This is a genomic window from Nocardia altamirensis NBRC 108246, from assembly GCF_001612685.1.
GTDB lineage: Bacteria > Actinomycetota > Actinomycetes > Mycobacteriales > Mycobacteriaceae > Nocardia > Nocardia altamirensis.
Genome location: NZ_BDAY01000098.1, coordinates 1 through 23496 on the forward strand (window position 1 = coordinate 1; position 23496 = coordinate 23496).

The 23496-nt window shown below is 65.7% G+C and carries 26 protein-coding genes; 15 read left to right on the forward strand and 11 right to left on the reverse strand.

The features are described 5' to 3' along the window. A partial coding sequence (locus NA11_RS37715; RefSeq protein WP_141718072.1) for an HNH endonuclease signature motif containing protein occupies positions 1 to 477 on the forward strand: 477 nt, incomplete at its 5' end. A gap of 219 nt (positions 478 to 696) precedes the next feature. On the opposite strand, the gene NA11_RS37720 is transcribed toward NA11_RS37715, so the two are convergent. Continuing rightward, complete coding sequence (locus NA11_RS37720) at positions 697 to 1854, reverse strand: hypothetical protein (protein WP_245746508.1); 1158 nt, start codon at positions 1852 to 1854, stop codon at positions 697 to 699. A 42-nt stretch (positions 1855 to 1896) separates the two neighbouring features. Between NA11_RS37720 and NA11_RS37725 the strand changes: the two genes are divergently transcribed. Then, positions 1897 to 2547 (forward strand): hypothetical protein, encoded by a 651-nt coding sequence (locus tag NA11_RS37725; protein ID WP_245746509.1) that lies wholly within the window; start codon positions 1897 to 1899, stop codon positions 2545 to 2547. 5 nt (positions 2548 to 2552) lie between these two features. On the opposite strand, the gene NA11_RS37730 is transcribed toward NA11_RS37725, so the two are convergent. Further along, positions 2553 to 2981: a hypothetical protein gene (locus NA11_RS37730; RefSeq protein WP_141718073.1), complete on the reverse strand. Its 429-nt coding sequence runs from the start codon at positions 2979 to 2981 to the stop codon at positions 2553 to 2555. A gap of 1 nt (position 2982) precedes the next feature. Here NA11_RS37730 and NA11_RS45275 point away from each other — a divergent pair, with 1 nt between their 5' ends. Next, the gene (locus NA11_RS45275; protein WP_141718074.1) at positions 2983 to 3222 is read left to right on the forward strand and encodes a hypothetical protein; all 240 of its coding nucleotides are present in this window, start codon (positions 2983 to 2985) and stop codon (positions 3220 to 3222) included. On the opposite strand, the gene NA11_RS37735 is transcribed toward NA11_RS45275, so the two are convergent. After that, positions 3215 to 4255: an endonuclease/exonuclease/phosphatase family protein gene (locus NA11_RS37735; RefSeq protein WP_245746510.1), complete on the reverse strand. Its 1041-nt coding sequence runs from the start codon at positions 4253 to 4255 to the stop codon at positions 3215 to 3217. The two genes, NA11_RS45275 and NA11_RS37735, sit on opposite strands and share 8 nt — an antisense overlap. 196 nt (positions 4256 to 4451) lie before the next feature. Here NA11_RS37735 and NA11_RS37740 point away from each other — a divergent pair, with 196 nt between their 5' ends. The 3 genes from NA11_RS37740 (at position 4452) to NA11_RS37750 (ending at position 8713) form a co-directional block, all read left to right on the forward strand. Further along, complete coding sequence (locus NA11_RS37740; protein ID WP_245746511.1) at positions 4452 to 6155, forward strand: bifunctional metallophosphatase/5'-nucleotidase; 1704 nt, start codon at positions 4452 to 4454, stop codon at positions 6153 to 6155. Positions 6156 to 6463: 308 nt separating this feature from the next. Further along, positions 6464 to 8476 carry an SDR family oxidoreductase gene (locus NA11_RS37745; protein ID WP_069166887.1) on the forward strand — a complete coding sequence of 671 codons (2013 nt, stop codon included), beginning with the start codon at positions 6464 to 6466 and terminating at the stop codon, positions 8474 to 8476. A gap of 18 nt (positions 8477 to 8494) precedes the next feature. Then, positions 8495 to 8713: a cold-shock protein gene (locus tag NA11_RS37750; RefSeq protein ID WP_069166888.1), complete on the forward strand. Its 219-nt coding sequence runs from the start codon at positions 8495 to 8497 to the stop codon at positions 8711 to 8713. Between the two features lie 18 nt (positions 8714 to 8731). On the opposite strand, the gene NA11_RS45280 is transcribed toward NA11_RS37750, so the two are convergent. The 3 genes from NA11_RS45280 to NA11_RS37760 form a co-directional block, all read right to left on the reverse strand. Further along, positions 8732 to 8950 (reverse strand): hypothetical protein, encoded by a 219-nt coding sequence (locus NA11_RS45280; protein WP_141718075.1) that lies wholly within the window; start codon positions 8948 to 8950, stop codon positions 8732 to 8734. A gap of 203 nt (positions 8951 to 9153) precedes the next feature. Beyond that, positions 9154 to 9810 carry a cutinase family protein gene (locus tag NA11_RS37755; protein WP_069166917.1) on the reverse strand — a complete coding sequence of 219 codons (657 nt, stop codon included), beginning with the start codon at positions 9808 to 9810 and terminating at the stop codon, positions 9154 to 9156. Positions 9811 to 9975: 165 nt separating this feature from the next. After that, a complete protein-coding gene (locus tag NA11_RS37760) occupies positions 9976 to 11031 on the reverse strand; it encodes a zinc-binding alcohol dehydrogenase family protein (protein WP_369691188.1) in 1056 nt (351 codons plus the stop codon). A 168-nt stretch (positions 11032 to 11199) separates the two neighbouring features. Here NA11_RS37760 and NA11_RS37765 point away from each other — a divergent pair, with 168 nt between their 5' ends. Together NA11_RS37765 and NA11_RS37770 are read left to right on the forward strand one after the other, a co-directional pair. Further along, positions 11200 to 11841 (forward strand): TetR/AcrR family transcriptional regulator, encoded by a 642-nt coding sequence (locus NA11_RS37765; RefSeq protein ID WP_069166889.1) that lies wholly within the window; start codon positions 11200 to 11202, stop codon positions 11839 to 11841. Continuing rightward, entirely contained in the window at positions 11838 to 13529 is a 1692-nt protein-coding gene (locus NA11_RS37770) for an FAD-binding dehydrogenase (RefSeq protein WP_069166890.1), read from the forward strand. The genes NA11_RS37765 and NA11_RS37770 overlap by 4 nt, the downstream gene beginning before the upstream one ends. Before the next feature lie 82 nt (positions 13530 to 13611). Here NA11_RS37770 and NA11_RS37775 read toward each other — a convergent pair whose 3' ends face one another. From NA11_RS37775 to NA11_RS37785, 3 genes are all read right to left on the reverse strand, one after another. Next, positions 13612 to 14541, reverse strand: a complete 930-nt coding sequence (locus NA11_RS37775; protein ID WP_069166891.1) for an expansin EXLX1 family cellulose-binding protein — start codon at positions 14539 to 14541, stop codon at positions 13612 to 13614. Positions 14542 to 14801: 260 nt separating this feature from the next. Continuing rightward, on the reverse strand, positions 14802 to 15416 hold the full coding sequence (locus tag NA11_RS37780) for a PadR family transcriptional regulator (protein ID WP_218023461.1): 615 nt from the start codon (positions 15414 to 15416) through the stop codon (positions 14802 to 14804). Positions 15417 to 15452: 36 nt separating this feature from the next. After that, positions 15453 to 16595 (reverse strand): acyl-CoA dehydrogenase family protein, encoded by a 1143-nt coding sequence (locus NA11_RS37785; RefSeq protein ID WP_069166892.1) that lies wholly within the window; start codon positions 16593 to 16595, stop codon positions 15453 to 15455. A gap of 152 nt (positions 16596 to 16747) precedes the next feature. Between NA11_RS37785 and hemC the strand changes: the two genes are divergently transcribed. After that, positions 16748 to 17677, forward strand: coding sequence for a hydroxymethylbilane synthase (gene hemC, locus NA11_RS37790; RefSeq protein ID WP_069166920.1), 930 nt, complete (start codon positions 16748 to 16750; stop codon positions 17675 to 17677). Positions 17678 to 17767: 90 nt separating this feature from the next. On the opposite strand, the gene NA11_RS37795 is transcribed toward hemC, so the two are convergent. Beyond that, entirely contained in the window at positions 17768 to 18610 is an 843-nt protein-coding gene (locus tag NA11_RS37795; protein ID WP_069166893.1) for an IclR family transcriptional regulator, read from the reverse strand. Between the two features lie 176 nt (positions 18611 to 18786). Then, positions 18787 to 19053 carry a three-helix bundle dimerization domain-containing protein gene (locus tag NA11_RS37800; RefSeq protein ID WP_069166894.1) on the reverse strand — a complete coding sequence of 89 codons (267 nt, stop codon included), beginning with the start codon at positions 19051 to 19053 and terminating at the stop codon, positions 18787 to 18789. Positions 19054 to 19255: 202 nt separating this feature from the next. Here NA11_RS37800 and NA11_RS44365 point away from each other — a divergent pair, with 202 nt between their 5' ends. The 6 genes from NA11_RS44365 to NA11_RS37830 all read left to right on the forward strand — a co-directional run bounded on the left by NA11_RS44365 (position 19256) and on the right by NA11_RS37830 (position 23395). Further along, complete coding sequence (locus NA11_RS44365) at positions 19256 to 19570, forward strand: WXG100 family type VII secretion target (RefSeq protein ID WP_167837819.1); 315 nt, start codon at positions 19256 to 19258, stop codon at positions 19568 to 19570. A 49-nt stretch (positions 19571 to 19619) separates the two neighbouring features. After that, positions 19620 to 19931 carry a WXG100 family type VII secretion target gene (locus NA11_RS37810; protein WP_069166896.1) on the forward strand — a complete coding sequence of 104 codons (312 nt, stop codon included), beginning with the start codon at positions 19620 to 19622 and terminating at the stop codon, positions 19929 to 19931. Further along, entirely contained in the window at positions 19928 to 21430 is a 1503-nt protein-coding gene (locus tag NA11_RS37815; RefSeq protein ID WP_069166897.1) for an ADP-ribosyltransferase, read from the forward strand. The genes NA11_RS37810 and NA11_RS37815 overlap by 4 nt, the downstream gene beginning before the upstream one ends. A 19-nt stretch (positions 21431 to 21449) precedes the next feature. Then, on the forward strand, positions 21450 to 21701 hold the full coding sequence (locus NA11_RS37820) for a hypothetical protein (protein ID WP_069166898.1): 252 nt from the start codon (positions 21450 to 21452) through the stop codon (positions 21699 to 21701). A gap of 89 nt (positions 21702 to 21790) precedes the next feature. Continuing rightward, positions 21791 to 22273 (forward strand): nuclear transport factor 2 family protein, encoded by a 483-nt coding sequence (locus NA11_RS37825; protein ID WP_069166899.1) that lies wholly within the window; start codon positions 21791 to 21793, stop codon positions 22271 to 22273. A 72-nt stretch (positions 22274 to 22345) separates the two neighbouring features. Next, positions 22346 to 23395 (forward strand): aminotransferase class V-fold PLP-dependent enzyme, encoded by a 1050-nt coding sequence (locus NA11_RS37830; RefSeq protein ID WP_069166900.1) that lies wholly within the window; start codon positions 22346 to 22348, stop codon positions 23393 to 23395. Positions 23396 to 23496: the final 101 nt, after the last annotated feature.

Consider the following 23496-nt stretch of genomic DNA (forward strand, 5'->3'; position numbering starts at 1 on the left):
GGCGGCGGCAGCCTGCTGCCGATCCACGACGCCATCCGCATGGCCGCCCACGCCCGCCACTACCTCGCCCTGTTCGACGACACCGACGGCCGCCCCCTCTACCTCGGACGCGCCAAACGCATCGCCACCGCCGACCAACGCATCGTCCTACACGCCAAAGACATCGGCTGCACCTACCCCGGCTGCTCCAAACCCGGCTACCTGTGCCAAACCCACCACCGCACCGACTGGGCCGCTGACGGGTCGACCGACGCCGACCAACTCACCTTCGCCTGCGAACCCCACCACAAACTCGCCACCACCGGCCGCTGGACCACCACCGCCACCCCCACCCACCACCACACACCCGGCCGCACCCAATGGACCCCACCCATCCACATCGACCCCCAACGCAAACCAAGGATCAACCACTACCACCACCCCAACGAATACCTCACGCCCACAGATAATTCGACTGCCTCTATCGACTCCGGCTGACAGCGAGCCAACGACTCCGGCCCCGGGTGAGCGGCCCAGGGCCGGCAGGTCTCACTAAGACCCCCGACCGTCGTAATCCATGGATTACGACGGCTGCTGGTCGTGGACCGACGAATGGACGCCCAGCAGAGATAGCGCCACACATCACGCTAGGGCTTGCAGGTGTCACCAACCCGCTGGACGTCGAGGCAGATTGCGTTGTCCGACTGCGCCGCTCGCTTACATCACTCGCCGCGCAGCCGATTCCTGGAGCGCCGAGAGGGCGGCGAGCGTGCGATGGTCAGCCTTGACAATGCCGTCGACCTCACGAACCAACGGGTCGATACCCTCCCCCGCCCGCCCCAGACCGCCGATAGCGACACCAGCGAGCCGCCGATCGGCGTAGCCGCACACCCCGCGTTCTCCGGCACTGCGTTTGCCTTTCGGCGGCAAGGTGACATACACCGGTTCGGCGGCGGCCAGCATCATGAACCCGTTCGTGGCGAACCCATCCAATTGCCCGAGCGACCATTCCTCGATGACGCCTGCCTCAGTTCCCTTGTCGCCGAAGCCGGTTTGCTTGTCCGCGTCGTCGGCCGTCGGCGCGCTGGTGCGGTCGGGATTGGACGCCAGACCGCCGAACGTCTCCTCGGTCAGGATCTTTCGCGCCTGCGAAGCATCGGTGCCACGTGCGATGAAGACATACTGCTCGGATTCCAGCTTGTCGAGGTCGTCGCTGCTCTTCTTGGATTGATCACGTTGCGCACCAGCAAGTTTCCGTGCCCGTGTCTGATTCTCTTTGCCGTCCATGACCCCGAGGAGGTACGCGCGGTCAGCTTCGCTCTGCGTCTTCCTAGACTCGGCGAGCTTGTACAGTTTCGCGTAGGCGTAGGCGACGTCGATTTCGGTGTATGTCTCCGACTTGTCGTCGATCGCATTCTTGACGATGATGCTGAGGAGTTTGTAGGCGGAGGTAGACGCCTTGGGTTTCGGGGCGACGAACTGGACGACCAGCTCGGTAGCCTTCAAGAAATCTTGCTGCGGAATACCTCGCGAGGTGGTGATGTCGGTCGAGGTCGGGTCTTTTATGTTCAGCATCAGTTTCTCCCAGTACCGGAGGTGGCAAGCACCTTCGATCGATGGTATGAGCGACAATCCCACGCGGACAGTGCCTTTCGGCTCTGACTCGAGCGTCAGCTCCAGCGCATGACTGCTGCTGGTGCCGCCGCCGTCTGGGCCGAGCAGCAGGTCGCCGCGGTCCGTGACGATCCGGCGGCCAGGATTGCCCTGATGCGGCGCTGTTACGACGGCCCGTTCGGCAAGGCACCGCGGCATCTGCCTTTCCGGCGGGCGGCGCTGTCGTTCATGCGCTGGCAGCATCGGCGAGGTTTGCTGCACCCCATGTCCAGCGACCGTCCGGGGAGTCCGTGGTGGCGGGCTGTGAACGAACGCGTCCTCCAGGACGGCTGCGAGGCCGTAGCGCTGAGTGGAGGTCTTCCTGGACCGTCGTCCTCGCCGACCGTCGACCTTTGGCTGTCGTTCGCCGAGCATCCGACCGCCCGCGCCTGGTATCGGGCGCACAACGGCAGCGTGGTAGCCGCCTATCTCGCGCATCACGATCTCGCGGCGGCGGAGAACGCAGCCGAGCGCTTCTTCATGAATGTCGTGCTCTGCCGGGTGTTGTACGCGCACGCTCTCGTCGCGAACCCCCGCCTCGCACTGGCTTGGCTCCACCCGATCGCCCCACCCCTCGGCGACCCGAGACTCGGCATGACCGGGATCTTCCTGCAACTGTCGCGCATACTCCCCGACGAGTACCCACTCCACAACAGTGTCGCGTCCTACCTCAGCGCCGAACTCGGATTCGGCAGGTTGCTGGACTATGGGGTGATCACACCGAGGTCGCAGCGACTCTATGAGTGGTCAGCCGACGAGCTCGCGACACCAGGCCTGCTGGACTGCATCCGCGACGGAGCCTTGACCTACGCATGGCCATTCGAGGACAGCGCCGTCTGGCAACCACCGAACTCACGCCTCGTCCAGCTGACCCACCGCGTGCTCCCACCCCCTGAGCAACAACTCGAGAGTTGACCGGCTCAGGCCACGCACGTAACGTCTGCGGGCCGTGGCGCATCCCAGTCGCTCGCCGCGATCCAGTCGAATAGCGTCAAGCGACGCTCGATAAATCGCTGCAACCCGTCTTTGCTGCCGCAGTCGGTGTTCAAATTCCCTTGCTTGTAGTACTTCGTGATCAGTTCCTTGAGCTTGTCGTTGTATTCATCCTTCCTTTCGCATGTCGCCTGCCTGGTTTGCGTGTCGAACACCGGATTCGCGAAGATTTCGCGCCGGGTTTCGGTGTGCACCGGCTGATCGAAGATGGCGGGCGACAGTTCCAGCCAGCCCGCGACCTCCGTATACCATCGAGCGTCGTGGTCGATACCGTCGCAAATCCGCTGCGTCACCTCGGGCGCCACACCGAACAGCGAGCTCTCGGCCGAAGCGGCCGTTCCGGGCAGTATCGCCACGGTGGCAAGCACAGCAGTGACCGACCAGGTTATGCGTGAGAATTTCAAAGACCGAGCCCTCCATATGGTTGTGAACTATGGCCGCGTACTCATCTGCCTATCCATTAGCCACGCAGTATTGCACTCAAACCTGCTCGACCCCGAAATTCCCGCATCGGCCGGTGCGCCGCGCCATGGAACGCAAACATCGCCGCGACACAATGGCGCGGCGATGTCGGTCTACAGCGAGGTGATCAGTTGATTCGGTAGGTGGCGAGCACCGCCTTGTGATCGGTCACCCATTTCGCGGGCGAGGAAATGAAATTGTCCTTGGTGTCCTCGTCCTTGCGGGCGTTGCGCACGATCGAGCCGCGCGGACCGACGATGCCGGCGCCGGTCAGGTTCAGCCCGGCGCCGGGGCCGGTGAAGATGTAGTCGATGCGGTCGCGCTCGTCGGCCTCCGGCGCCCAGGTGAGCTGGGAGACCGGCGCATCCGGGTTACTGGCCGGCCACGTGAAGCCGGGGTGGGTCACCGGGTTCGGGTAAGCCGACCGATAGGCGTCGACGAAACCGGCCTGCTGCAGTCGGCGGGTGCTCTCCCACGGCACCACGACACCGTTGTGGTCGAACAGGTTCGCCGTCGCAGGCACCCAGTCGAACACCGATGGTTCGTTGAAGTCGCCGCCCATGATCACCGAACGCCCCGCCGCCGCTTCGGCTTTCGCGTCGTCGATGAACCGGCCGATCACATCAGGGCGACTCGATGCCACGTTCACCCGTTGCACCGTCGCTGGATCGGTCACCGGCCCGCCGGGCATCTTGTTCCAGCCGAACTCGGAGAACTCGCCCGGCGCGGGCACACCGGCGCCGTAGCCGCGCGGCAGGTAGGTCGCGTACCACCGATATTCCAGGTGCGCGGCGTAGGCGGTCACCCGCTTGCCGTCGATGTTCAACCGCGCCTTGACCATCCACTGCTGATCCGCGCTGTCCTCGACCGGATACGCCGAGAGCAGCCCGGTGTCCCCGGAGGACACCGCGTTGAACTTGTGCCCCTTCTTCGCCAACGCGTCCGCGATCTTCTTGGTCGCCTGATTCGCCTCGGACAGCAGCACCAGCGACGCCTGCGTGTCGATGATGAGATCGGTGACCAGCCCGATCCCGTTGGAAATCTTGCTGGCACCGAGCCAGATGTTGATCGCGAGCACCCGGAGCTCCCCGGCCGCAGGCGCCGCCGCGGCCATCGGCACTCCGGCGCTGGCGGCAAGCACACCGCCTGCCGTCCCCAGCACTCTCATCGCATTGCGTCGCGTTATCGAACTCGTCATGGTGACATCACTCCGATCGTCTGCACAGCGGGACTTGGTCGTTCGCTCAATAGCTAGCCACCCGATCGGAATTCGCGGTGAACTGAACCGGAGCACCGCGCAAACACGCACGCAGACAGGCGTGTGCGGTGGCACGGGACGGCCGGGGCGTGGGACAGTCACTGCCATGACAGCGCACCGTCGCATCGCCATGGTTGTTGCCGGAGTCCTCAGCGTCGCACTGGTCACCGGGTGCGGCGCCACCGACCCGAAGAGCGAGCAGCCGACCACCTCGACCGTGCCTGCGGTGATCCCGCTCATCTCCACCAACGACCTACGGGAAGCCAAGCCCGACGAGGTGCACCTGTTCGGGCTCAACGATCTCCACGGCAACCTGCAGCCGCCCGCCGGGGCCACCGGCAAGATCGCGGGCACCGACGCGGGTGGCGCGGCCTATCTCGCCACGCATCTGGCGCGACTGAAGGCGGCCTACCCGGCGAGCGCGATCGTCATGGCAGGCGATGACATCGGCGCGAGCCCGCTGATCTCCGGCCTCTTCCACGACGAGCCGACCGTCACGTTCATGAACACCATCGGCGTCGCCGCCTCTTCGGTCGGCAACCACGAATTCGACCGTGGCGTCCTGGAATTGGCGCGCATGCAGCAGGGCGGGTGCGCAGTGGACGGGTGTTCGCCCGGCGCACCGTTCACCGGCGCGAGGTTTCCGTACCTGGCCGCGAACGTGACCGACGCCGAAGGCAAGCTGCCGCCCGCGCTGAAGCCGTGGACGATCCTCGAGGTCGGCGGGCACAAGATCGGCGTCGTCGGCACGGTGACCCCGGACACCACGAATCTTGTTTTCCCGGAGGGCATTCGCGGCTTCCGCTTCGGCGACGAGGCCGAGGCGATCAACCGATACGTGCCCGAGCTGAAGGCAGCGGGCGCCGAGACGGTGGTGGCGCTGCTGCACGACGGCGGCAGCCAGCAGACCGCCAAGGACGTTCCGGTCGACTACAACGACTGCGCCGACATCTCCCCCAATGTCACCGGTCTCGCCACCCGCGTCGACCCAGCGGTCAAGGCGCTCTTCACCGGGCACAGCCACCAGTCCTACGTGTGCACCATCGACGGCAAGGTGGTCACCCAGGCCGCGTCCTACGGCAGGCTGATCACCGATCTCACGCTGCGGTTCGCCCCGGACGGCGTGCAAGCCTCGGCGGTCAATCGGGTGGTCACCAGGGAGGTGACGCCGGACGCGGCCACCACCGCGCTGGTCGATTTCTATGCCGAGCAGGCGCGCCCGCGCACGGCGCGGGTGGTCGGCACGGCCGCCGAGGTGCTGTCGCAGAGCCCGACTCCGGCGGGTACCTCACCGCTCGGCGAGGTCATCGCCGACGCGATGCTCGCGGCGACGAGCGGACCGGCAGGCGCGGTTGCGGCCTTCATGAACCCTGGCGGCGTGCGCGCCGATCTCAAGGCGGGGCCGGTCACCTACGGCGACATCTTCACGGTCCAGCCGTTCGGCAATCAGGTGGTCACGCTGACGCTCACCGGCCAGCAAGTGCTGCGCCTGCTCGAACAGCAATGGACCAACACCAGTAGGCCTGCCGTGCTCTCCCCCGCGGGCATCACCTACGCCTACTCCGACTCAGCACCCAAGGGCGCCAAGATAATTGGCGATACCGTCCGGATTGCCGGGCGACCACTCGATCCGGTCGCCACGTACCGCATCAGCACCAACAGCTTCCTGGCGGCCGGCGGCGACGGCTTCACCACCTTCACCGAGGGCACCGACAACGTCGCAGGCCCGACCGATCTCGATGCGCTCGAAGCGTTCTTCCGCGACAAGCCGCCGATCCAACCACCGACCGCGCGAGTCGAAAAGCGTTAACTTGCGCTACCCAGCAATTTACTGGACAAGTGACCAGTACGAAGTTAGCTGGAAATTGTTGTAACACTTACCCTTTGACCTGCACCGATAGGTGACCAGTCCCACAGCGTGATCCAGCCCGGAGCGCTTGCCGGGGTTGTCCAGGATCAATTACTGTTTCCTATAAGTCAGGACGAAGGGGTTCCTACTTCGGCCCCGACCGCTGTTGCCGCGCGTCGCGGCCGAACCACACCAACCCTCCGCATTCACCGTTGCATGCCGGATGACTTGTGCGACAACACGGTTCGAATGAACAGCAGGAGAGGGCGATGGCTACCTACATCGTGACGGGCGGTACCGGATTCTTGGGGCGGCGGGTCGTTCAGGAGCTCCTGGACAATGATCCCGACGCGGTCATTCATGTGCTGGTGCGCGAGGAATCACTGCAGAAGTTCGCCGACCTCGCCACCGCATGGCGCGGCGGCGAGCGAGTGTTCTCGCTGGTCGGCGATCTCACCGCCGACGGACTCGGCCTCACCCGCGAGGCGCCGCGCGCCGACCACGTGATCCACCTCGGCGCCGTCTACGACATGACCGCCGACGAAGACACCGCGCACGCGGCCAACGTCGCGGGCACCAGGTCGGTGCTCGCCTTGGCCCGCGAGATCGACGCTGTGCTGCACCATGTTTCGTCGGTCGCCGTCGCAGGCGACCACAAGGGCAAGTTCTTCGAAGAGGACTTCGACCTCGGCCAGCAGCTGACCTCGCCGTACCACCGGACCAAGTTCGCGGCCGAAAAGCTCGTGCGCGAATCGCACGGGGTGCGCTGGCGGGTGTACCGGCCCGCGATCGTGGTCGGCGATTCCCGCACCGGCGAGATGGACAAGATCGACGGCCCGTACTACTTCTTCTCCGCCATCGCCAAGCTCGCCGCGCTGCCGTCCGAGGTGCCGCTGCCGCTGCCCGACCTCGGCGCCACCAACATCGTGCCGGTCGACTACGTGGCCGCCGCAATGGCCACCCTGGTGCGCAGGCCCGGCCTGGACGGACGCACCTTCCACCTGGTCAACCCGGAGCCGCAGCCGTTCCGCGAGGTGTACCGCGCGCTCGCCACGGCCGCGGGCGCACCCACCGGGATCGGCGTCGTGCCGGGCAGCGCCATGGCGCTGAGCGGACTCGCACAGCTGCCCGGTGTTCCGACCGTGCGCGATTTCCTGTTGGAGCAGTTGGGCATTCCCGCCGCCGTCGCGCCGCACGTGTCGTTCTCGGCGGAGTTCATCTCCGACTCGACCAGGGCGCAGCTGCGCGGCGCAGGCCTGTCGGTGCCGTCGTTCGACAGCTACGCCGACCAGCTGTGGCAGTACTGGCGGGCGCACCTCGACACGCATCGCGATCGCCCCGAGCTCCCCCGCGCGGCACTCGACGGCCGGGTCGTGCTGATCACCGGCGCGTCGTCGGGCATCGGTCTCGCCACAGCGCACGCGGTCGCCCGGCGCGGCGCGGTGGTGCTGATGGTGGCGCGCGGCAAGGACGACCTGGCCGACGCCGCCGACTCGGTGCGTGCGGAAGGCGGTGTGGCACATGACTATCCTTGCGACATCACCGACGCGGACGCGGTCGAGACGCTGGTGCAGACCATCCTCACCGAGCACGGTCACGTCGACTATCTGGTCAACAACGCGGGCCGCTCGATCCGCCGTTCGGTGCTCAACTCCACCGACCGCATGCACGATTTCGAGCGGACGATGGCGGTCAACTACTTCGGCGCGGTCCGGCTCATCCTCGCGTTGCTGCCGTCGATGCGCGCCAGGCGCTTCGGCCACGTCGTCAACATCTCCTCGATCGCGGTGCAGACCAAGGTGCCCCGGTTCGCCGCCTACGTCGCGAGCAAGTCGGCGCTGGACAACTTCAGCGAGATCGCCGCAGTCGAAAACCGGGATGCCGGAATCACGTTCACCTCGGTGCGGATGCCGCTGGTGCGCACCCCGATGATCGCGCCGACCGATCTCTACCGCTCGCTGCCGGTGCCCGATCCGGATCAGGCCGCCGCCATCGTGTTGCGCGCGCTGGAGGATCGGCCGCACCGCATCGACACCCCCGTCGGCACCTTCGCCCAGGCGGTCGAGCTGCTGATGCCGTCGGTGAAGCGGACGATCCTGCATCAGGGCTTCCGCCTCTTCGGGGAATCGACTGCGGCACAGGGGAAGAAGAAGAGCGCCGCGCAGGCGGGCGACTCGGGCCGGAATCCGTTGACGGTGCTCGGTCCGGTGCTCATGCCGTTGATGGCGCTGCCAGGGCCCGCCGCGCGAGTGGCACGGGTGGTCCCCGGCCTGCAGTGGTAATCGCGCGATGATCGACGCATGACCGAGGGCATCGTCAAGTTCTACAAGACCGAAAAGGGTTGGGGTGCGATCGCGTCCACCGAGCTGCCTGCCGGCTGCGACGCGTTCGTCCACTTCAGCGTCATCGAGGGCACGGGGTTCCGTGCCCTCGATCCGGGGGAGCGCGTCGACTTCGATTACGAGGCAGCGCAGCAGGACAGCTTTCAGTTCCGCGCCACCAGAGTGCGCAAATTGTGAGCGAATGAAACGACCGGATCAGGCGCGAGCCTGGTAGGTCGGCGTAATATTCGGATATCGGTAGTGGATTCGCGCGATGCAGTTGCGCACGGTGTGCAGCTCGGCATGAAGTTCGCGCAGTCGATGCGTTTGGAATGTCCTTTCGGCAGTTGAGATTGCCCGCGTGAGTCCACGGGCGTGAGCGGCGAGCAAGTCCAGAAACACCCGGGCTTGTGCGATGTCGGGATCATCGGACATTTGCTGTTCCTATCACGCTGACCGGGGCCACACCACCCGAACTGTCCGCGTTTCATCGGATTTCGCCGCACCGTTTCCGAATCGAAAAGGACCACAGGCGTTTCAGAGAATTTGCTGTGCAATATGAAACAATTCGCTACCCTGCGCACGGCGTCGGCGGGGCCGACAAGAGGGTCGACCCCGCCGATTTCCCGCCGACGAACTCACACCAACCTGGCGGCGAGGCTCGCCGCAGGCCACATCGCCCAGCCGTAGTTGCCGTGCTGTGCCGGATCCGCACCGGCACCGCACACCGGATCGCCGCCGGTGCAGTAATTGCCGGTGCGCCAGGCGTAGAGACCTGGCACCGTCGTGCCGTTCACCAGGAGCGGATCACCGAACAGCAGCACCGCAGCCACCCGCGACTCGTACTCGAACGGCAACGTGCTGATGCCGCCGAGCCCGGCCGCCGGGCCGGTGCCGAGCACACCGTGCGTGACGACCGCGCCCTGTGAGTACCCCACCAGGATGAATCGCTGATCCGGGCAGACCGCGGACTGCCACATCACATGCGCTGTCATATCGGAGGTGCCACGACCGATCGAACTCGGATCGAGCAGGTCGGCAGGATAATTCACCCGGTATGCGCTGACGCTCACCGGAAGCGCCTGGCGGATCGTGTCGAAGACGGGGTCACCGATCGCCGAACCCAGAAATCCGGGTTCTTGCGTTCCTCGTGCCACCACCACATCGACCGCCGCACAAGACGATGCCCACGCGGGCAATCCTGTCGTCGTTCCGAATCCCGCGACGAGCAGTAGCACAACGAATGCTTGCACCACCCGCCACTTGTCGAAATGAATTACCTTTCGGTTTGCCATCGTGATCACCCACTCACGCCGTTGTGAGAAGCCGAGTGACGCTTGTCAAAGACAAGCGGCACTCGGCTATATATCCGCGAAGGTAAGAACCGCTGACCGGGTCGTCAAGGAAGTCGACCCGAACGATGCGGACTCAGCCCCGAATCGTGTCCTGATTCAGCATTTCTACGGGACGAGAACCGCTGCGCCAGTGAAACGTCCATGCGCGAGATCGGCCAGGGCCTGATCCGCCATCCCAAGGGAATACCCACGAGTGGTCACTTCTATGCGGTGTTCGCCTGCGAGCGCGAGAAATTCGCGGGCGTCGGTGCGGGTGTTGGCGGTGACGGAGCGAATCTCCCGCTCCTGGAACAGGTGCCGCTGATAGTTCAGCGCCGGGATATCGCTCAGGTGAATGCCTGCGATGGCGAGGATGCCGCCCCGATCGAGCGCCTCGAGCGCGGGCAACACCAGGGTGCCGACGGGCGCGAACAGGATCGCCGAATCCAGTTGCACCGGAGGCGGATCCGCGGCGCCCTGCGCGGAGGCGGCGCCGAGCTCCAGCGCCAGCTCCTGGGCCGCCGGATCACGGGTCATCACGTGCACCTCGGCACCACGGGCGAGCGCGACCTGCGCGGCGATGTGCGCACTGCCACCGAAGCCGTAGACACCGAGGCGGCCACCGGGCGGCAGCTGTGCCCGTTGCAGCGAGCGGTAACCGATGATGCCCGCACACAGCAGCGGCGCCGTCTCGGCGTCGGTGTACCCCTCGGGCAGCCGCAGCGCGTAAGCCGCTGGCACAGTGGCGAATTCGGCATAGCCGCCGTCGGCGTCCCAGCCGGTGTATACCGAACGGGGGCAGAGGTTTTCGCTGCCGCGCAAGCAGTACTTGCACGCGCCGCAGGTCCCGCGCAGCCAGGCGATGCCGACGCGGTCGCCCACCGCGAACGTCTCGGCGAAGCGGTCGTCCGTCCCCGTTGCCCCGACCGCCGAGCCGACCGCAACGACCTCGCCGACCACCTCGTGGCCAGGCACCACCCCGGCGCGGTGCACCGGCAGATCACCCTCGGCCACGTGCAGGTCCGTCCGGCACACGCCGCAGGCGAGCACCCGGATCAGCAGTTCGTCGGACGCGGGTTCGGGCACCGGTTCGCGCACCTGGTCCAGCGGACCTCCATCGATCGGCCCGGGACGGCGCACGCGCCAACCGGTCATCGACGCCGACCGAGCCATCTCGTTCATGCCGATCTCCCCTGTGTCGTAAGAAAGCAACGGTCGTCTCGAGTTGGGTTCGACCCTACTAGGCCGATTTCGCCACGTCACAGCTCCGCGTCTGATACATTTATGTATCGAATACGTTTTTGTATCCAACCGGCCGTCTGTTCCCGGTCCCGTCCGAGGAGGTACCCGTTGGCGTCATCCACCGAGGCAGGAGCCGCGGCGACCAGGGTGACCCGCCGCCGCGCCGAAACCAGAGACCGCCTGCTCGCCGCCGCCTACGACGCCTTCGCCGAGGAAGGCTTCGGCCGGGCCACCGTGGAACGAGTCTGCGACCGGGCCGGCTTCACCCGCGGCGCCTTCTACTCCAACTTCGCCTCGCTCGACGAGCTGTTCCTCGCCATGTGGGAACAGCGGTCGGCCGCGATGCTCGCCGAGGTCCAGCGCGTCCTCGACGAGATCACCGTCACCGGCGGCGACGACGTGCGCGGCTCGATCGAACGCCTCGAGCGCGCGGTGCCGATCGACGAGGCGTGGTACCGGATCACCGCGGAATTCACCGCGCACGCCTTACGCAATCCCGGGTTGCGGCAGGTGATGGCCGCGCGGGAGGAAGCCATCAGCACCGCGCTGATGCCAACCATCATCGCCGCGTTGGCGCGCATCGGGCGCACCGTGCCCGATCCGGAAACACTCGGCCAGGCGCTCGTCGCGGTGCACGACGGCACCAGCGTTCAAGTGCTGATGGAACCACGCAGCCGTGCCGTGCGCCGCAGGCGCACCGAACTCTTCTTCCATGTCGTGCTGGCCTACAGCACCGAAACCGAAGGATGACCATGTCCAACACCAGTCCCGAATTCGCCGCCGCGGCGGATGTCATCGTGGTCGGCGCAGGCCTAGCCGGGTTGGTCGCGACCCACGAGTTGGTCAAGGCGGGCCGCAAGGTGCTCGTGCTCGACCAGGAGAATCGCAACAACCTTGGCGGACAGGCCTTTTGGTCGCTCGGCGGGTTGTTCTTCGTCGACTCGCCGGAACAGCGCCGCCTCGGCATCAAGGACTCCTACGAACTGGCGCTGCAAGATTGGCTCGGCTCGGCCGGCTTCGACCGGGAGGACGAGGATCTGTGGGCACGCCAGTGGGCGCAGGCGTACGTGCGGTTCGCGGCCACCGAGAAGCGGGACTATCTGCACGATCTCGGCCTGAAGGTGACGCCGGTGCTCGGCTGGGCCGAGCGCGGCGGCGGATTCGCCGACGGGCACGGCAATTCGGTGCCGCGCTTCCACCTCACCTGGGGCACCGGGCCGGAAGTCGTGCGGGTGTTCGCCGAGCCGGTGCTTGCCGGTGAACAGCGCGGGCTGGTCGGCTTCAACTTCCGGCATCAGGTGGACGAGTTGATCGTCGAGAACGACGCCGTCGTCGGAGTGCGTGGCAGCATCCTCGAGGCGACCGACCTCGAACGCGGCAAGAAGTCGTCCCGAACCGTGGTGGGCGAGTTCGAGTTCCGCGCCAAGGCAGTGATCGTGACGTCCGGCGGCATCGGCCACAACCACGACCTGATCCGCCGCAACTGGCCCACCGAGCGTCTCGGCACATGCCCGGAGACGATGATCTCCGGAGTGCCCGCGCACGTGGACGGCCGGATGCTCGGCATCACCGAGGCCGCAGGCGGCGCCATCGTCAACCGGGATCGGATGTGGCACTACACCGAAGGCATCATGAACTGGGATCCGATCTGGCCCGACCATGCCATCCGGATCATCCCCGGGCCGTCGTCGCTGTGGTTCGACGCGAACGGAAGGCGTTTGCCCGCACCGTGTTTCCCCGGTTTCGACAACAACGCCACCATGAAGGAGATCCTGTCCACCGGCTACGACTACTCCTGGTTCGTGCTCACCCAGTCGATCATCGAGAAGGAGTTCGCGCTGTCCGGGTCCGAGCAGAACCCGGATATCACCGGCAAGGACCTGAAATTCGCGCTGAAGAGCCGCATCGCCAAGGGTGCGCCCGGCCCGGTGGAGGCGTTCAAGGAGCACGGCGTCGACTTCGTGGTCGCCGACAACCTGCGTGACCTCGTCACCGGGATGAACAAGATCGCGCGCGGCCCGCAGCTCGACCACGACGCGTTGGAGCGTCAGATCGTGGCCCGGGATCGCGAGGTGACCAACAAGTATTCCAAGGACAGCCAGCTGATGGCGATCACCAACGCGCGGCAGTACATCGGCGACAAGGTGGTCCGGGTGGCCAAACCACACCGGATCCTCGACCCGGCGGCCGGACCGCTCATCGCGGTCCGGTTGAACATCCTGACCCGAAAGACGTTGGGCGGCTTGCAGACCAACCTCGACTCGCAGGTGATCCGGCAGGACGGCAGCGCGTTCCCCGGGTTGTACGCGGCGGGCGAGGTGGCCGGGTTCGGTGGTGGCGGTGTGCACGGGTACAACGCGTTGGAGGGCACGTTCCTCGGCGGGTGCATCTTCTCCGGGCGGGCCGCGGGGCGTGCGATTGCGGCGAAAGTCGGTTAGGGACTGGGGTTTACAGGTAGGAGCTACCGCCGACGGCTACCCCACCGACTTTCGGCTGACATCTACGACTTACGGCTGGGGTCTACGGTTTACAGCTGATCGCAGTCAGCTCCGAGTCGGGTTGCGGTCGTGGCGCTGCCGCCAGCGTGGTCGGTGAGGTGATCGGTGGCGGCGGCGAGATCGGGGCCGTGATCAGTGGTTCGCCGGTATAGAGCCGGGCACCGCTCGCTCGCGCTCCCGCATCCAACGTAATGCCCTGGATCTCCGCCTGGTTGCCGTGCACATCGGTGATCCGCGCGGCGAACGGCCCTGCCCCGGCGCCGGTGATGGACCAGTAGTTGTCCATGCCGCGGGACAGGGTCTGCCACGCGCCACCGGCCGCGGGCCGAATAGTCACCTCCCGCAATGGGTTTCCAGCTCCGCTGACGAGCATCGAGAACCACACGGAGGTGGAGTCCGGCTTCACCTGATAGGACAGCTCCGACGGCGGCTCCGGATTGCGCACCACCGAGTAGCGGACCTTCGCCACCCCTTCGACCGGGTCGGCGATCTGGTCGAACGCTGCCTTGCTCAGATCCAGTTGTCCCGGAGCACATCCCGGGCAACGGTCGACGATTTGTGCCCGCACGTCGCCGTGCGGACCTTGGATGTCGAGAAACGCACCGCATGGATCGGCGGTGCCGTATTCCGGCGTCGACATCCCGACGTAGAAGCCGTCCAGCGGCAGTCCGGGGAACGAACACGCCACTCCGCTGCTGAACGCGTAATAGCGCGCCTCCCCCGAAACGACCGGCTGCGGCGGCGGCGCGGAGGTGGTGAGCGGGCCGAAAGTCATGGTGACAGCGGGCGTTCGCGACGTCGCCGACTGGGCCATCATCGCGTCCCGCGCGTCGCAGCGCACCGGCTCGGGGCGGGTGAGCCAGACGGCGGCGCCTGCGATGGCTACCAGCCCGATGCCGGTCCACAGCCATCCGGAACGGAAATGTCGCTGGTTGATCGGTATCCGGTGCATCGCTCCCCGACTCCGGCTCACCTATGCATGACTGCGCCGCACACACGCTCGGCTCCGTCACGCGCAGGGTACGCGGCAACCTCGCTCGCTGCGCTCCCTCACGGACTGTCCATCCTGACGTCCCTTAGGAAAGCAGCCGAACGCCCGCCGCATGCGATGAACGAAAATTCTTCGCAGTGAAAGACTCACGCTTCAGCAAGCATGGGGCAAATCCCCAGCATCCAACTGGACACTCCGGCAGCCCACCGGAAATCGTCCGGTCACGACGCGCGGCTCCGCGCCTTCCTGGTGATCTTGGCCGCGCCCTTGTCGACATCGGCGAGCAGCTCCCTGCCGAACTCCGCCTCCGCCTCGTAATGCCGGACGCACCAGCGCAGTACAGCGGCGGGATACGGACGCTGTGGTTGCTCGGTCGCGGCATCCGCCTCGGCGAGCCCGCGCATCCGCTCCGCGTAACCGATGTGCTCGGTGAGGATTTCCCGCAGCCGATCCGGCTCGGCGAGATGGCCGAGCCAGGCCCGCAGCATCACGCTGTGCTTGAGCACCGGCGCCTCCACCGGCGCGTGATTGACCCAATGTGCCGCTGCCGCACGCCCACTCGCGGTGATCGCATACATCCGCTTGCCGCGCACGCCATCCTCCTGCAGCACCGTGCGCGAGCTGGCGTAGCCGTGCTTCTCCAACCGTTTGAGCTCGGCGTAGATCTGACTGAACGACGGACTCCAGTAGAAGAACTGCAGGCTGCTGTCAGCCCATTTCTTCAGGTCGTAACCGGAGAGCTCGTCGGCGTGCGACAGCATGCCGAGCACGGCCCAGCTGGTCGTCGGGAGATCGGGCACCTCGGCGTCCGCCGGGTCTGGCTGCGCATCGGTCACGACTAGGACTATATCGCCTAGGCATATACCGGAGGGTCAGGCGAAGCCGTCCATCAGGGAAAGCACCCGCAGCATCACCTCGTCCGCGCCGCCGCCGATGCTGAGCAGACGACTGTCCCGGAACGCCCGAGAGGTCCAGGTCTCCGACATATAACCCATCCCGCCGTGCACCTGCAGACACCAGTCCGCCACCTGCCGAGTCAGCCTGCCCGCGTCGAGCTTGGCGATCGTCGCCATCCTGATGACATCGCCGCCGTCGGCGTAGGACTGCCCGATCGCCTCGGTGTAGACGCGAAGCATGTCGACCTTGGCGGCCAGTTCGGCGTAGGTGTATTGCAGATACTGGTTCGCCGTCAGCGGCTGGCCGAATACCTTGCGCTGCTTGGCATAATCGCGAGTCATCTCCAGCTGCAGAGCGCAGCTGATCGGCGCGCTGTAGGCCGCGAACATCCGCTCCATCACGAACTGCGACATCTGCTGCTGGAAGCCGCGGCCGATCTCACCGATCGTGTTGCGCACCGGAACTCGCACATCCTCGAAGGTGAGCAGGCCGGTGTCGGAGGCGCGCATGCCGAGCTTGTCCAGCTTGCGATGCACCTTGAAGCCAGGAGCGTCGGTCGGCACGATGATCTGGCTGATGCCCCGATACCCGCCCTCGGGCGAGGTGCGCACCAACGTGCACAGCCAATCCGCCTGGACGGCGTTGGTGATGAACATCTTCGAGCCGTTGATCACCCAGTCGTCGCCGTCGCGGCGCGCCTGCGTCCGGATGGCCGCCACATCCGAACCGGCCTCCGGCTCGGTAACCGCAACGCCACAAACGGTTTCACCGCGCATAGCCGGTGCGAGATACTCCTGCTTGAGCTCCTCGCTGCCATGCGCGTGCAGCGACGGCGTCGCCATCGCGACGTGCACGCCGAGCGCCATCGGAAACGATCCGTGGGCAACCCGGCCGAGCTCCTGGCACAGCACCACCGTGAAAAGGTGGTCAGCGCCCTGGCCCGAATAGGCGGGGTCGTATTCGAGCCCGAGCATCCCGAGTTTCGCCATATCGGCGAAAATCTCGTGCAGCGGCATCATTTCGGCTTCTTCCCACGCGTCGACGTGGGGGTTGATCTTCTGTTCCAGGTAGCGCCGGACCATCGCCCGGAATTCCTGATGTTCGTCGCTGTACAGCACGTGGTGCTCCTTACCCCGGCCAGTCTCGCCCCGGCCCTCCCATTGTCGTCGCCTCGGGGATGCGCGCGGCAGGTTCCGCGGGAGAGATAGTCCGATAGGTAAGGCGGGCCTCGGTCGAGAACGAGTCGGCGCCGGGAGTAATGTCGGTCGGCATGTCGCGTTCGCGCATTATTCGCATTGCCACCCGCTCGAGTCCGATGGCGTTGGCCCAGGCCGAACAGGTCGCCGGGCTGCTTGCCGGGCTCGGAATGGACAGTGAACTGGTCAAGGTCACCACCGCCGGGGATCGGTGGATGGGCGACCTGGCCAAGCTCGGCGGCAAAGGCGCCTTCGTCAAAGAGATCGACCATGCCTTGCTCGTCGACGAGGCCGACGTTGCCGTGCACTGCCTCAAGGACATCCCCGGCGATATCCCGGTGCCGGAAGGGCTCGCGTTCGCCGGCTATCTGCCCCGCGACGACGTGCACGACGCGGTCATCACCAGCAGTGGCGCGCCGCTGGCCGAGCTGCCCGAGGGGACCGTGGTCGGTACCAGTTCGGTGCGCCGGACCGCTCAACTTCGGCTGCACTACCCGCAACTGACGGTGCGGCCGTTGCGCGGCAACGTCAATACCCGCCTGGCTCGCCTCGAAGAGGGGCACATCGATGTGCTGATCGCGGCCGTCTCCGGACTGCACCGCGTCGACCAGGCGCATCGGATCACCGAGACCCTCGACCTCGACACCATGTGCCCGCCGATCGGCGCGGGCATCATCGTCCTCGAATGCCGCAACAACGACACCGAACTGCTCGAACTCGGTGCGAAGCTGGATCACGCGGACACGCACCGGCAGGCGGATGCGGAACGCGCGATGTTGCACGCGCTGCAAGGGCACTGCAACTCCCCCATCGCGGGCTATGCGACCACCGACCGCACCGGTCGGCTCACGTTGCACGGCAAGGTGTTCAACCTGGACGGAAGTCAGTGGTTGGACTCGCATCACTGGGGTGTGCCGGAGGATCCGCAGGCGCTCGGGTTCTTCGTCGGCGCGGATCTGCTTCGCCAGGGTGCGCGGGCGTTGATCGACTCTATTCCGCACTGAGCGGAAGTCCGCGGCGGGCGGGAGTCCGCAGCGGACGGGTGTTCCGCGGCGGGCGGAAGTCCGCAGCGGGCAGGAGTTCAGCTGCGGAATTCAGCGCCACCGAGCGTGGCGCGGGAACAGTGAGCGGCCTGCCTCGTGTGCGACCTCGACGAGGACGCGGGCGAGGCGGGCGGTGTCCAACGTGGTTCGCTCACCACCGATGTTCCCGGACAACGACAACGCGGCCACCGCAGCGCCGCGCCCGCGAATCGGCACCGCGACGCAGGCGATGCCGAGCACCGATTCTTCGTTGTCCACCGCGACACCCTGCCGGTGTCTGACCCGCGCGAGTTCCCGGTGCAATTCGGTTCTCTCACAAATGGTTCGCGGCGTGAGCTGCGGTAGTCGGTCCCGGAACGAGGTTTCCACGATGCTCGGTTCCAGCGACGCGAGCAGCGCTTTACCCAAAGCCGTACTGTGCGCGGGCATCCGGCCGCCGAGCCGGGTCGGCACGCTCGCGGTACACCGACCGCCTGCCTTGTCCAGGTAGAGCACCTCGCGACCGTCCAGCACACCGAGATGCCCGACCATGCCGGTGCGTTGACACAGATCGTGCAGCAGCGGGCTCACCACATCGCGAATCTCGTTGTGGTCGGCGGCAAGTCCGCCCAGCTCCAGATTGCGCATGCCGAGCCGATAGCCGCCGGGCGCGTGCGCGAGCCAGCGCAAGCGGATCATCTGATCGAGAATGCGATGCACCGTGGACCGGGGCAGGCCGGTGCGTTCAGCGAGACCGAGTAGGGTGAGCGTCGGCGTCGCGCCGTCGAAAGCCTCCAGTATCAGCGTCATTCGCTCGATCATGGACACCGGCGGCTGTGGCGGCCGAGCGGACGCTGGTCCCGATCCCGTCCACAACTCTCCGGACTCGGGATGGGTCACCGCCTCGACCGTCATAGCTCACCTCCACGTGTGCTCGCCTAGAGCTTAGAAGTATTTCTATTAGGCATGTGCGTTTTCGGCACACACCTTTGTGTCCCCCATCACAATGCCTCGGCGAGCACGAAGTGGAATCCCGGAAACTACGGAGACCACTACGGATCTTCTCGGTAGCCGGAACCGAGTGTTGACAACTATGCGGAGCCGACCCGCTGACCGACCAAGGCGTACAACCACTCTCGGGTGTAACGCTCAGCAAGCAGCGGCAGGAAGGTGTCGATGGTCGCGTGGTCGGCGACATGGTCGTAGGCCGAATGGAGGAACTTCTCGATGGCGTCGTCCTCGATAATGCCGTCGAACTCCTTCTCCAAACGGTCCGCCGCGGCATCCAAGGCGACGGACTGATCCAAGGCAGGATCATGCAGGCGGGTCGTGGTCGGGGTGACAGGACTCTCGTTCACAGCAGGCTCCCGTGACGATCGATGCGATGAGCGCATGCATGGCATCGGCATGCCTCGCTCTACCGAGTACCCACCCAACCGGATCGGACACTCCCCGACGCTGCCAAAGCCGTCCGCGAACTTTCGCATGGAACCAACTGGCCGTATGTTTGTCAGCTATCAGATCGCACGTCGGTTCCGGGTTAATGAGGGGGTTCGCAGCATGACAGAGTCAGCGCCAACGTTTGCGCTGGTGCCCGATGAAGTCACCGACGCCGGACGCTACGTGCAGCAGGCCGCACAGCATCTGATCAGCGGTCTGCGCACCGCATCCGCGGACGTCGACGGTCTGATGTCGAGTTGGCGCGGCAGCGCTGCCATCGCCTACGCCGTGGCATGGGACGAAACCCACACTGCGGCATTGGATGTGTTCGAAGCCCTCGCCGAAATGGCCGAACTGCTTGGCGTGGTGGTCGACCGGAGCCAGGCCACCGATACCAACACCGCGAGCACCGTCAGCTCGCTCGATCTGCCCTGACCGCCCGCATCATCCATTCACCAACGAAAGTGGCTGGGGTACAACGCACATGGTTGATCAATACCGCGTCGATCTTGCACAACTCGAAGCTGTGACGGCGAAAGTCGGCGGACTCACCGCGTTCGTCGCCGAGACGCTGCGGGAGATCGACGAACGCGTCGCCACCGTGCAGCAGACATGGACCGGTCAGGCAGCCGACGCACACGCGACGGCACACGCTGAATGGGTTACTGCCGCCGCGAAAGTCAACGAGGGGCTGGACAAGATGAAGCGGGCTGCCGCTGCGGCACGCCAATCCTATGAGAGCGGCACCGCTGCCAATCTCGCGATGCTCGGCCGCGGCGGTGGAACCAGCCAGTGACCGGCACAGTTCTGGACGTCGACACAGCCGTCTACTACGACGCCGCCAACAAGATTGCCGCTGGCGCGTCCGCATGGTGGTCGGCGGTCGACGCGCAATGGCCCGCCATGGAGCAAACCGTCCAGATGGCTGGTTCGTACGAGGACGCGGTGAAATGGGCCGAGTCCTACGACAAGCGGGCCAAAGAGATCTTGCAGATGGTCACGCGGGTGGCCGATGCCGCGCACTCCTACGCGGTCCTGCTCAACAGCATGGGCTATCAGCGTGCCCTCGATGAGCACGGTGCGACCGTCAACGCCGGACCCTCGCCGATCAAACCGACTGCACCGATGTATCCCGTGCTCAACTGCCGGGTACCGCTCCCGTCGGCGGGCGGGTCCGGCAACGGGTTGGTCGACGGCGGACTCGGCCTGGTGCGGGAGATCGGGCTCACGGTTCCCGACGGCAACGCCACCACCATCAGCAACGCCGCCAATACCTGGGATGCCGCGAAGAATGCTGAAGGCGCAGCCGGGTTCCCTGCGGTGCTCGAAGCCGCCGCAGTCGCGTTCGAGGTGGTGATCGCGCCGGAAGCGGCCTACATCGACGAAGACCTGCGCGCGATGAAAGCTGCGGCGGAAACGACCCTGGCAGCCATGGGAGATCTAGCGCAGTCGTGCCGCGATCACCGCGCCGCGCTGGATGAACTTCGCGACCAACTCAAACAGCAACTCGAGATGGTGCGGGACGCGCTCATCCAAGAGCTGGCGGTCACCGCCGCGATTTCGGTGGCGTCCTCGTTCATCACCTTCGGGGCAGGTGCGGCTATCGGGTTGGCCGCGACGGCGGCCATCTGCGCCCGCTACGCGCGGCCCATGCGCGCCTTGATCCAGAGTTGGCTGCGTGAACGCGGCATTCGCGCCGGGGTGAAGATGGACCAAGACATTGCGCGGTACTCCGCGGAAATGGACCGCATAGCGGCGCTGCGGCCGAAACCGGATCCGAAATCGGCTCCGACTGTCAAGGATCCGGTCGAGATACTGCCGACTCGGCATCCACCCGGCACTGCGAGAACCGAATTGTCGCCCACTGAGCAAGCCGCGCTGAATCGGTACGTCAGTGACGGGTCGGTGATCAACAAGGCGATTCGAGAGGGACGCGAGCTGAGCGCTGATGAGAAGGCGTGGGTCGCCAATGTCAACGCTGGGCTGGACAAGATGCCACCGTACGAGGGTGTGGTTACCCGCCGTGTCGAGCTCACCCCCGACGAGATCGCGCGATACAAGGAGGGTGACAACGTGACTGAGCACTCGTTCACGTCCTCTTCCGCATCGCCCGACGCCGCTAAAGACCGCAACGTAGAATTCAAGATCCAATCGGTCAACGGAAAATACATTGGACACAACGGCGGCAGTCCTGAAGAGCTAGAAGTACTGTTCAGAACCGACACCCGATTCGAGGTAATCAAGAACGAAACCATCGACGGCGGACGGACTGTCATCATATTGCGAGAAAAGTGAACAAAGGAGGAGTAGATCAATGCCGAAAGAAATAGACGGCAAGACCTTTCATGAAGCACATGAGGTAGAGGACCCGCTGACCGAGGAGCAAAAGGCCGAGACATTGGCGCTGGTCGCCGAATTCGACCGCATTCGTGACGCCATACCTCCCGACCAGCTCAGGCACCTGCCGGACAAGTACGGCGACGAAGACCGGCTGGGCACATCCAAGGAGGCCGAGTATCTGGCCGAGGTCGAGCGACGCAAGGAGCGCGGCGAGTACTGGGGGTGACGGGCTGAACGCTCAGCAGCGGCACGCAATCCGCGACATCGTCCCGTGAAAGTAGAACAGGTTACTGTTTGATGTGTCAGGCTGGATCCATGGATCTCGAGGCCATGGAAGCGGTTCGGCAGCTCAAGTATCGATACTTCCGCACGCTGGATCTGAAGCAGTGGGATGGGTTCGCGGACACTCTCGCCGTCGACGCGATCGGGCGGTACGGCACCCGTGCGCTCGGCGAACCGCTCGAATTGGATGGGCGGGCGGCGATTACCGCATTCATGCGAGAGAACCTCGGCCCCGAGGTTGTCTCCGTGCATATCGCGAACCATCCCGAGATCAGCGTGGACGGCGACACCGCCAGCGGCTCATGGGCTTTCGAGGATACTGTGATCGCGACGCAGTACGGGGTGCTGATCAGGGGTGCCGGATACTATTCCGACACTTACCGCTTGGACAACGACGGCCACTGGCGGATCACCTCGACCAAGTATCAACGGATCTACGAATCGATGCAGACGCTGTCGGACACCCCCAGTTATCAACTGCTGGCGAACATGTGGGCAACATCGGCACCGGAGTAGCGGCAGGTAGAACGGTCCACTTTCGGCTCCCTGGCGCTGGACGACGCGTCGCGGGCGGCGAATGCTGCCACTATGACCTCCCTCGCCCCCGATGAGTTCGCGCCCGAAGCCACCTACCTCAACACGGCCTCCTACGGCCTGCCGTCCGCGCGGTCGCTGACCGCGGTCCAAGAAGCCAACGCGCGGTGGTCGAGCGGCCGAGGCGCACCGGCGACACAGGATCACCTGGTACCACAACTGCGCGAGTCGTTCGCCAGGCTGCTCGACGGCGCGACCGCCGACGATATCGCGCTCGGCGGCGGCGTCGCCCCGTTGATCGCACCGATCGCCGTCGCGCTGCCACCCAACGCCGAAGTTCTGGTGGCCGAGGGCGAGTTCGCCTCGGTGACCATGCCTTTCCTGTATCGCGGCGATCTCACGGTGCGGGTCGTGCCGCTGGAACGCATCATCGAGGAGGTGCGGCCGGAGACCGATCTGGTCGCGGTGAGTGTGGTGCAGTCGGCGGACGGCCGGATGACCGATCTGCCCGCCCTGCGCGCGGCCACCACGGCGAACAGCGCCAGACTGCTGGTGGACGCCACGCAGGCGGCGAGCTGGCTGCCGCTGACCTTCGCCGACGCCGACTACTGGGTGTGCGCGACGTTCAAATGGTTGATCGGTGCGCGCAGCGTCACCTTCTTCGCAGCGGGACCCGAGGCCGCTGCTGCCGCGCGCCCGGTCAACTTGAGCTGGTACGCGGCCGAGGATCGGTGGGCCGAGCTGTACAAGCCGGTCGCCTTGTCGACCGCCGCACGGCGATTCGATTCGACTCCGGACTGGCTCGGTGTGATCGCCGCGAGTGCGGGCATCTCGCTGATCGAGGAGCTCACGGTCGAGAAGATCAACGCACACAACCTCGACCTGGCCGACCGCTTCCGGGCCGGGTTGTCCGCGCTCGACGTGGCGTTCGTGCCGAACCGTTCGCCGATCGTGTCGGTGCAAGGGGCGGGCGATGCGGCGCAGCGGCTGGAGCGGGCTGGGGTGATGACCTCGGCACGCAACGGCGGGCTGCGGTTCTCGTTCCATCTGTACAACGACATCGACGATGTCGATCGGGCGCTGGAGGTGCTCGCCGACAAGTGATTTCGGCGGGCGGGGGCAGGCACCCAGCCACCGCAACGCGGCCACTCATCACCGCACCGCAGCCCCCGCCACCGGACCGGGGCCGTAGGGCACCCTCCGCC

Coding starts and splice junctions, on each gene's coding strand:
- NA11_RS37745 (WP_069166887.1), top strand. CDS start 6,464: ATGGCTACCTACATCGTGACGGGCGGTACCGGATTCTTGGGGCGGCGG.
- NA11_RS37755 (WP_069166917.1), bottom strand. CDS start 9,810: ATGGCAAACCGAAAGGTAATTCATTTCGACAAGTGGCGGGTGGTGCAA.
- NA11_RS37775 (WP_069166891.1), bottom strand. CDS start 14,541: ATGCACCGGATACCGATCAACCAGCGACATTTCCGTTCCGGATGGCTG.
- NA11_RS37825 (WP_069166899.1), top strand. CDS start 21,791: ATGGATCTCGAGGCCATGGAAGCGGTTCGGCAGCTCAAGTATCGATAC.
- NA11_RS37735 (WP_245746510.1), bottom strand. CDS start 4,255: ATGAGAGTGCTGGGGACGGCAGGCGGTGTGCTTGCCGCCAGCGCCGGA.
- NA11_RS37830 (WP_069166900.1), top strand. CDS start 22,346: ATGACCTCCCTCGCCCCCGATGAGTTCGCGCCCGAAGCCACCTACCTC.
- NA11_RS45280 (WP_141718075.1), bottom strand. CDS start 8,950: ATGTCCGATGATCCCGACATCGCACAAGCCCGGGTGTTTCTGGACTTG.
- NA11_RS44365 (WP_167837819.1), top strand. CDS start 19,256: ATGACAGAGTCAGCGCCAACGTTTGCGCTGGTGCCCGATGAAGTCACC.
- NA11_RS37750 (WP_069166888.1), top strand. CDS start 8,495: ATGACCGAGGGCATCGTCAAGTTCTACAAGACCGAAAAGGGTTGGGGT.
- hemC (WP_069166920.1), top strand. CDS start 16,748: ATGTCGCGTTCGCGCATTATTCGCATTGCCACCCGCTCGAGTCCGATG.
- NA11_RS37795 (WP_069166893.1), bottom strand. CDS start 18,610: ATGACGGTCGAGGCGGTGACCCATCCCGAGTCCGGAGAGTTGTGGACG.
- NA11_RS37760 (WP_369691188.1), bottom strand. CDS start 11,031: ATGAACGAGATGGCTCGGTCGGCGTCGATGACCGGTTGGCGCGTGCGC.
- NA11_RS37740 (WP_245746511.1), top strand. CDS start 4,452: ATGACAGCGCACCGTCGCATCGCCATGGTTGTTGCCGGAGTCCTCAGC.
- NA11_RS37810 (WP_069166896.1), top strand. CDS start 19,620: ATGGTTGATCAATACCGCGTCGATCTTGCACAACTCGAAGCTGTGACG.
- NA11_RS37820 (WP_069166898.1), top strand. CDS start 21,450: ATGCCGAAAGAAATAGACGGCAAGACCTTTCATGAAGCACATGAGGTA.
- NA11_RS37770 (WP_069166890.1), top strand. CDS start 11,838: ATGACCATGTCCAACACCAGTCCCGAATTCGCCGCCGCGGCGGATGTC.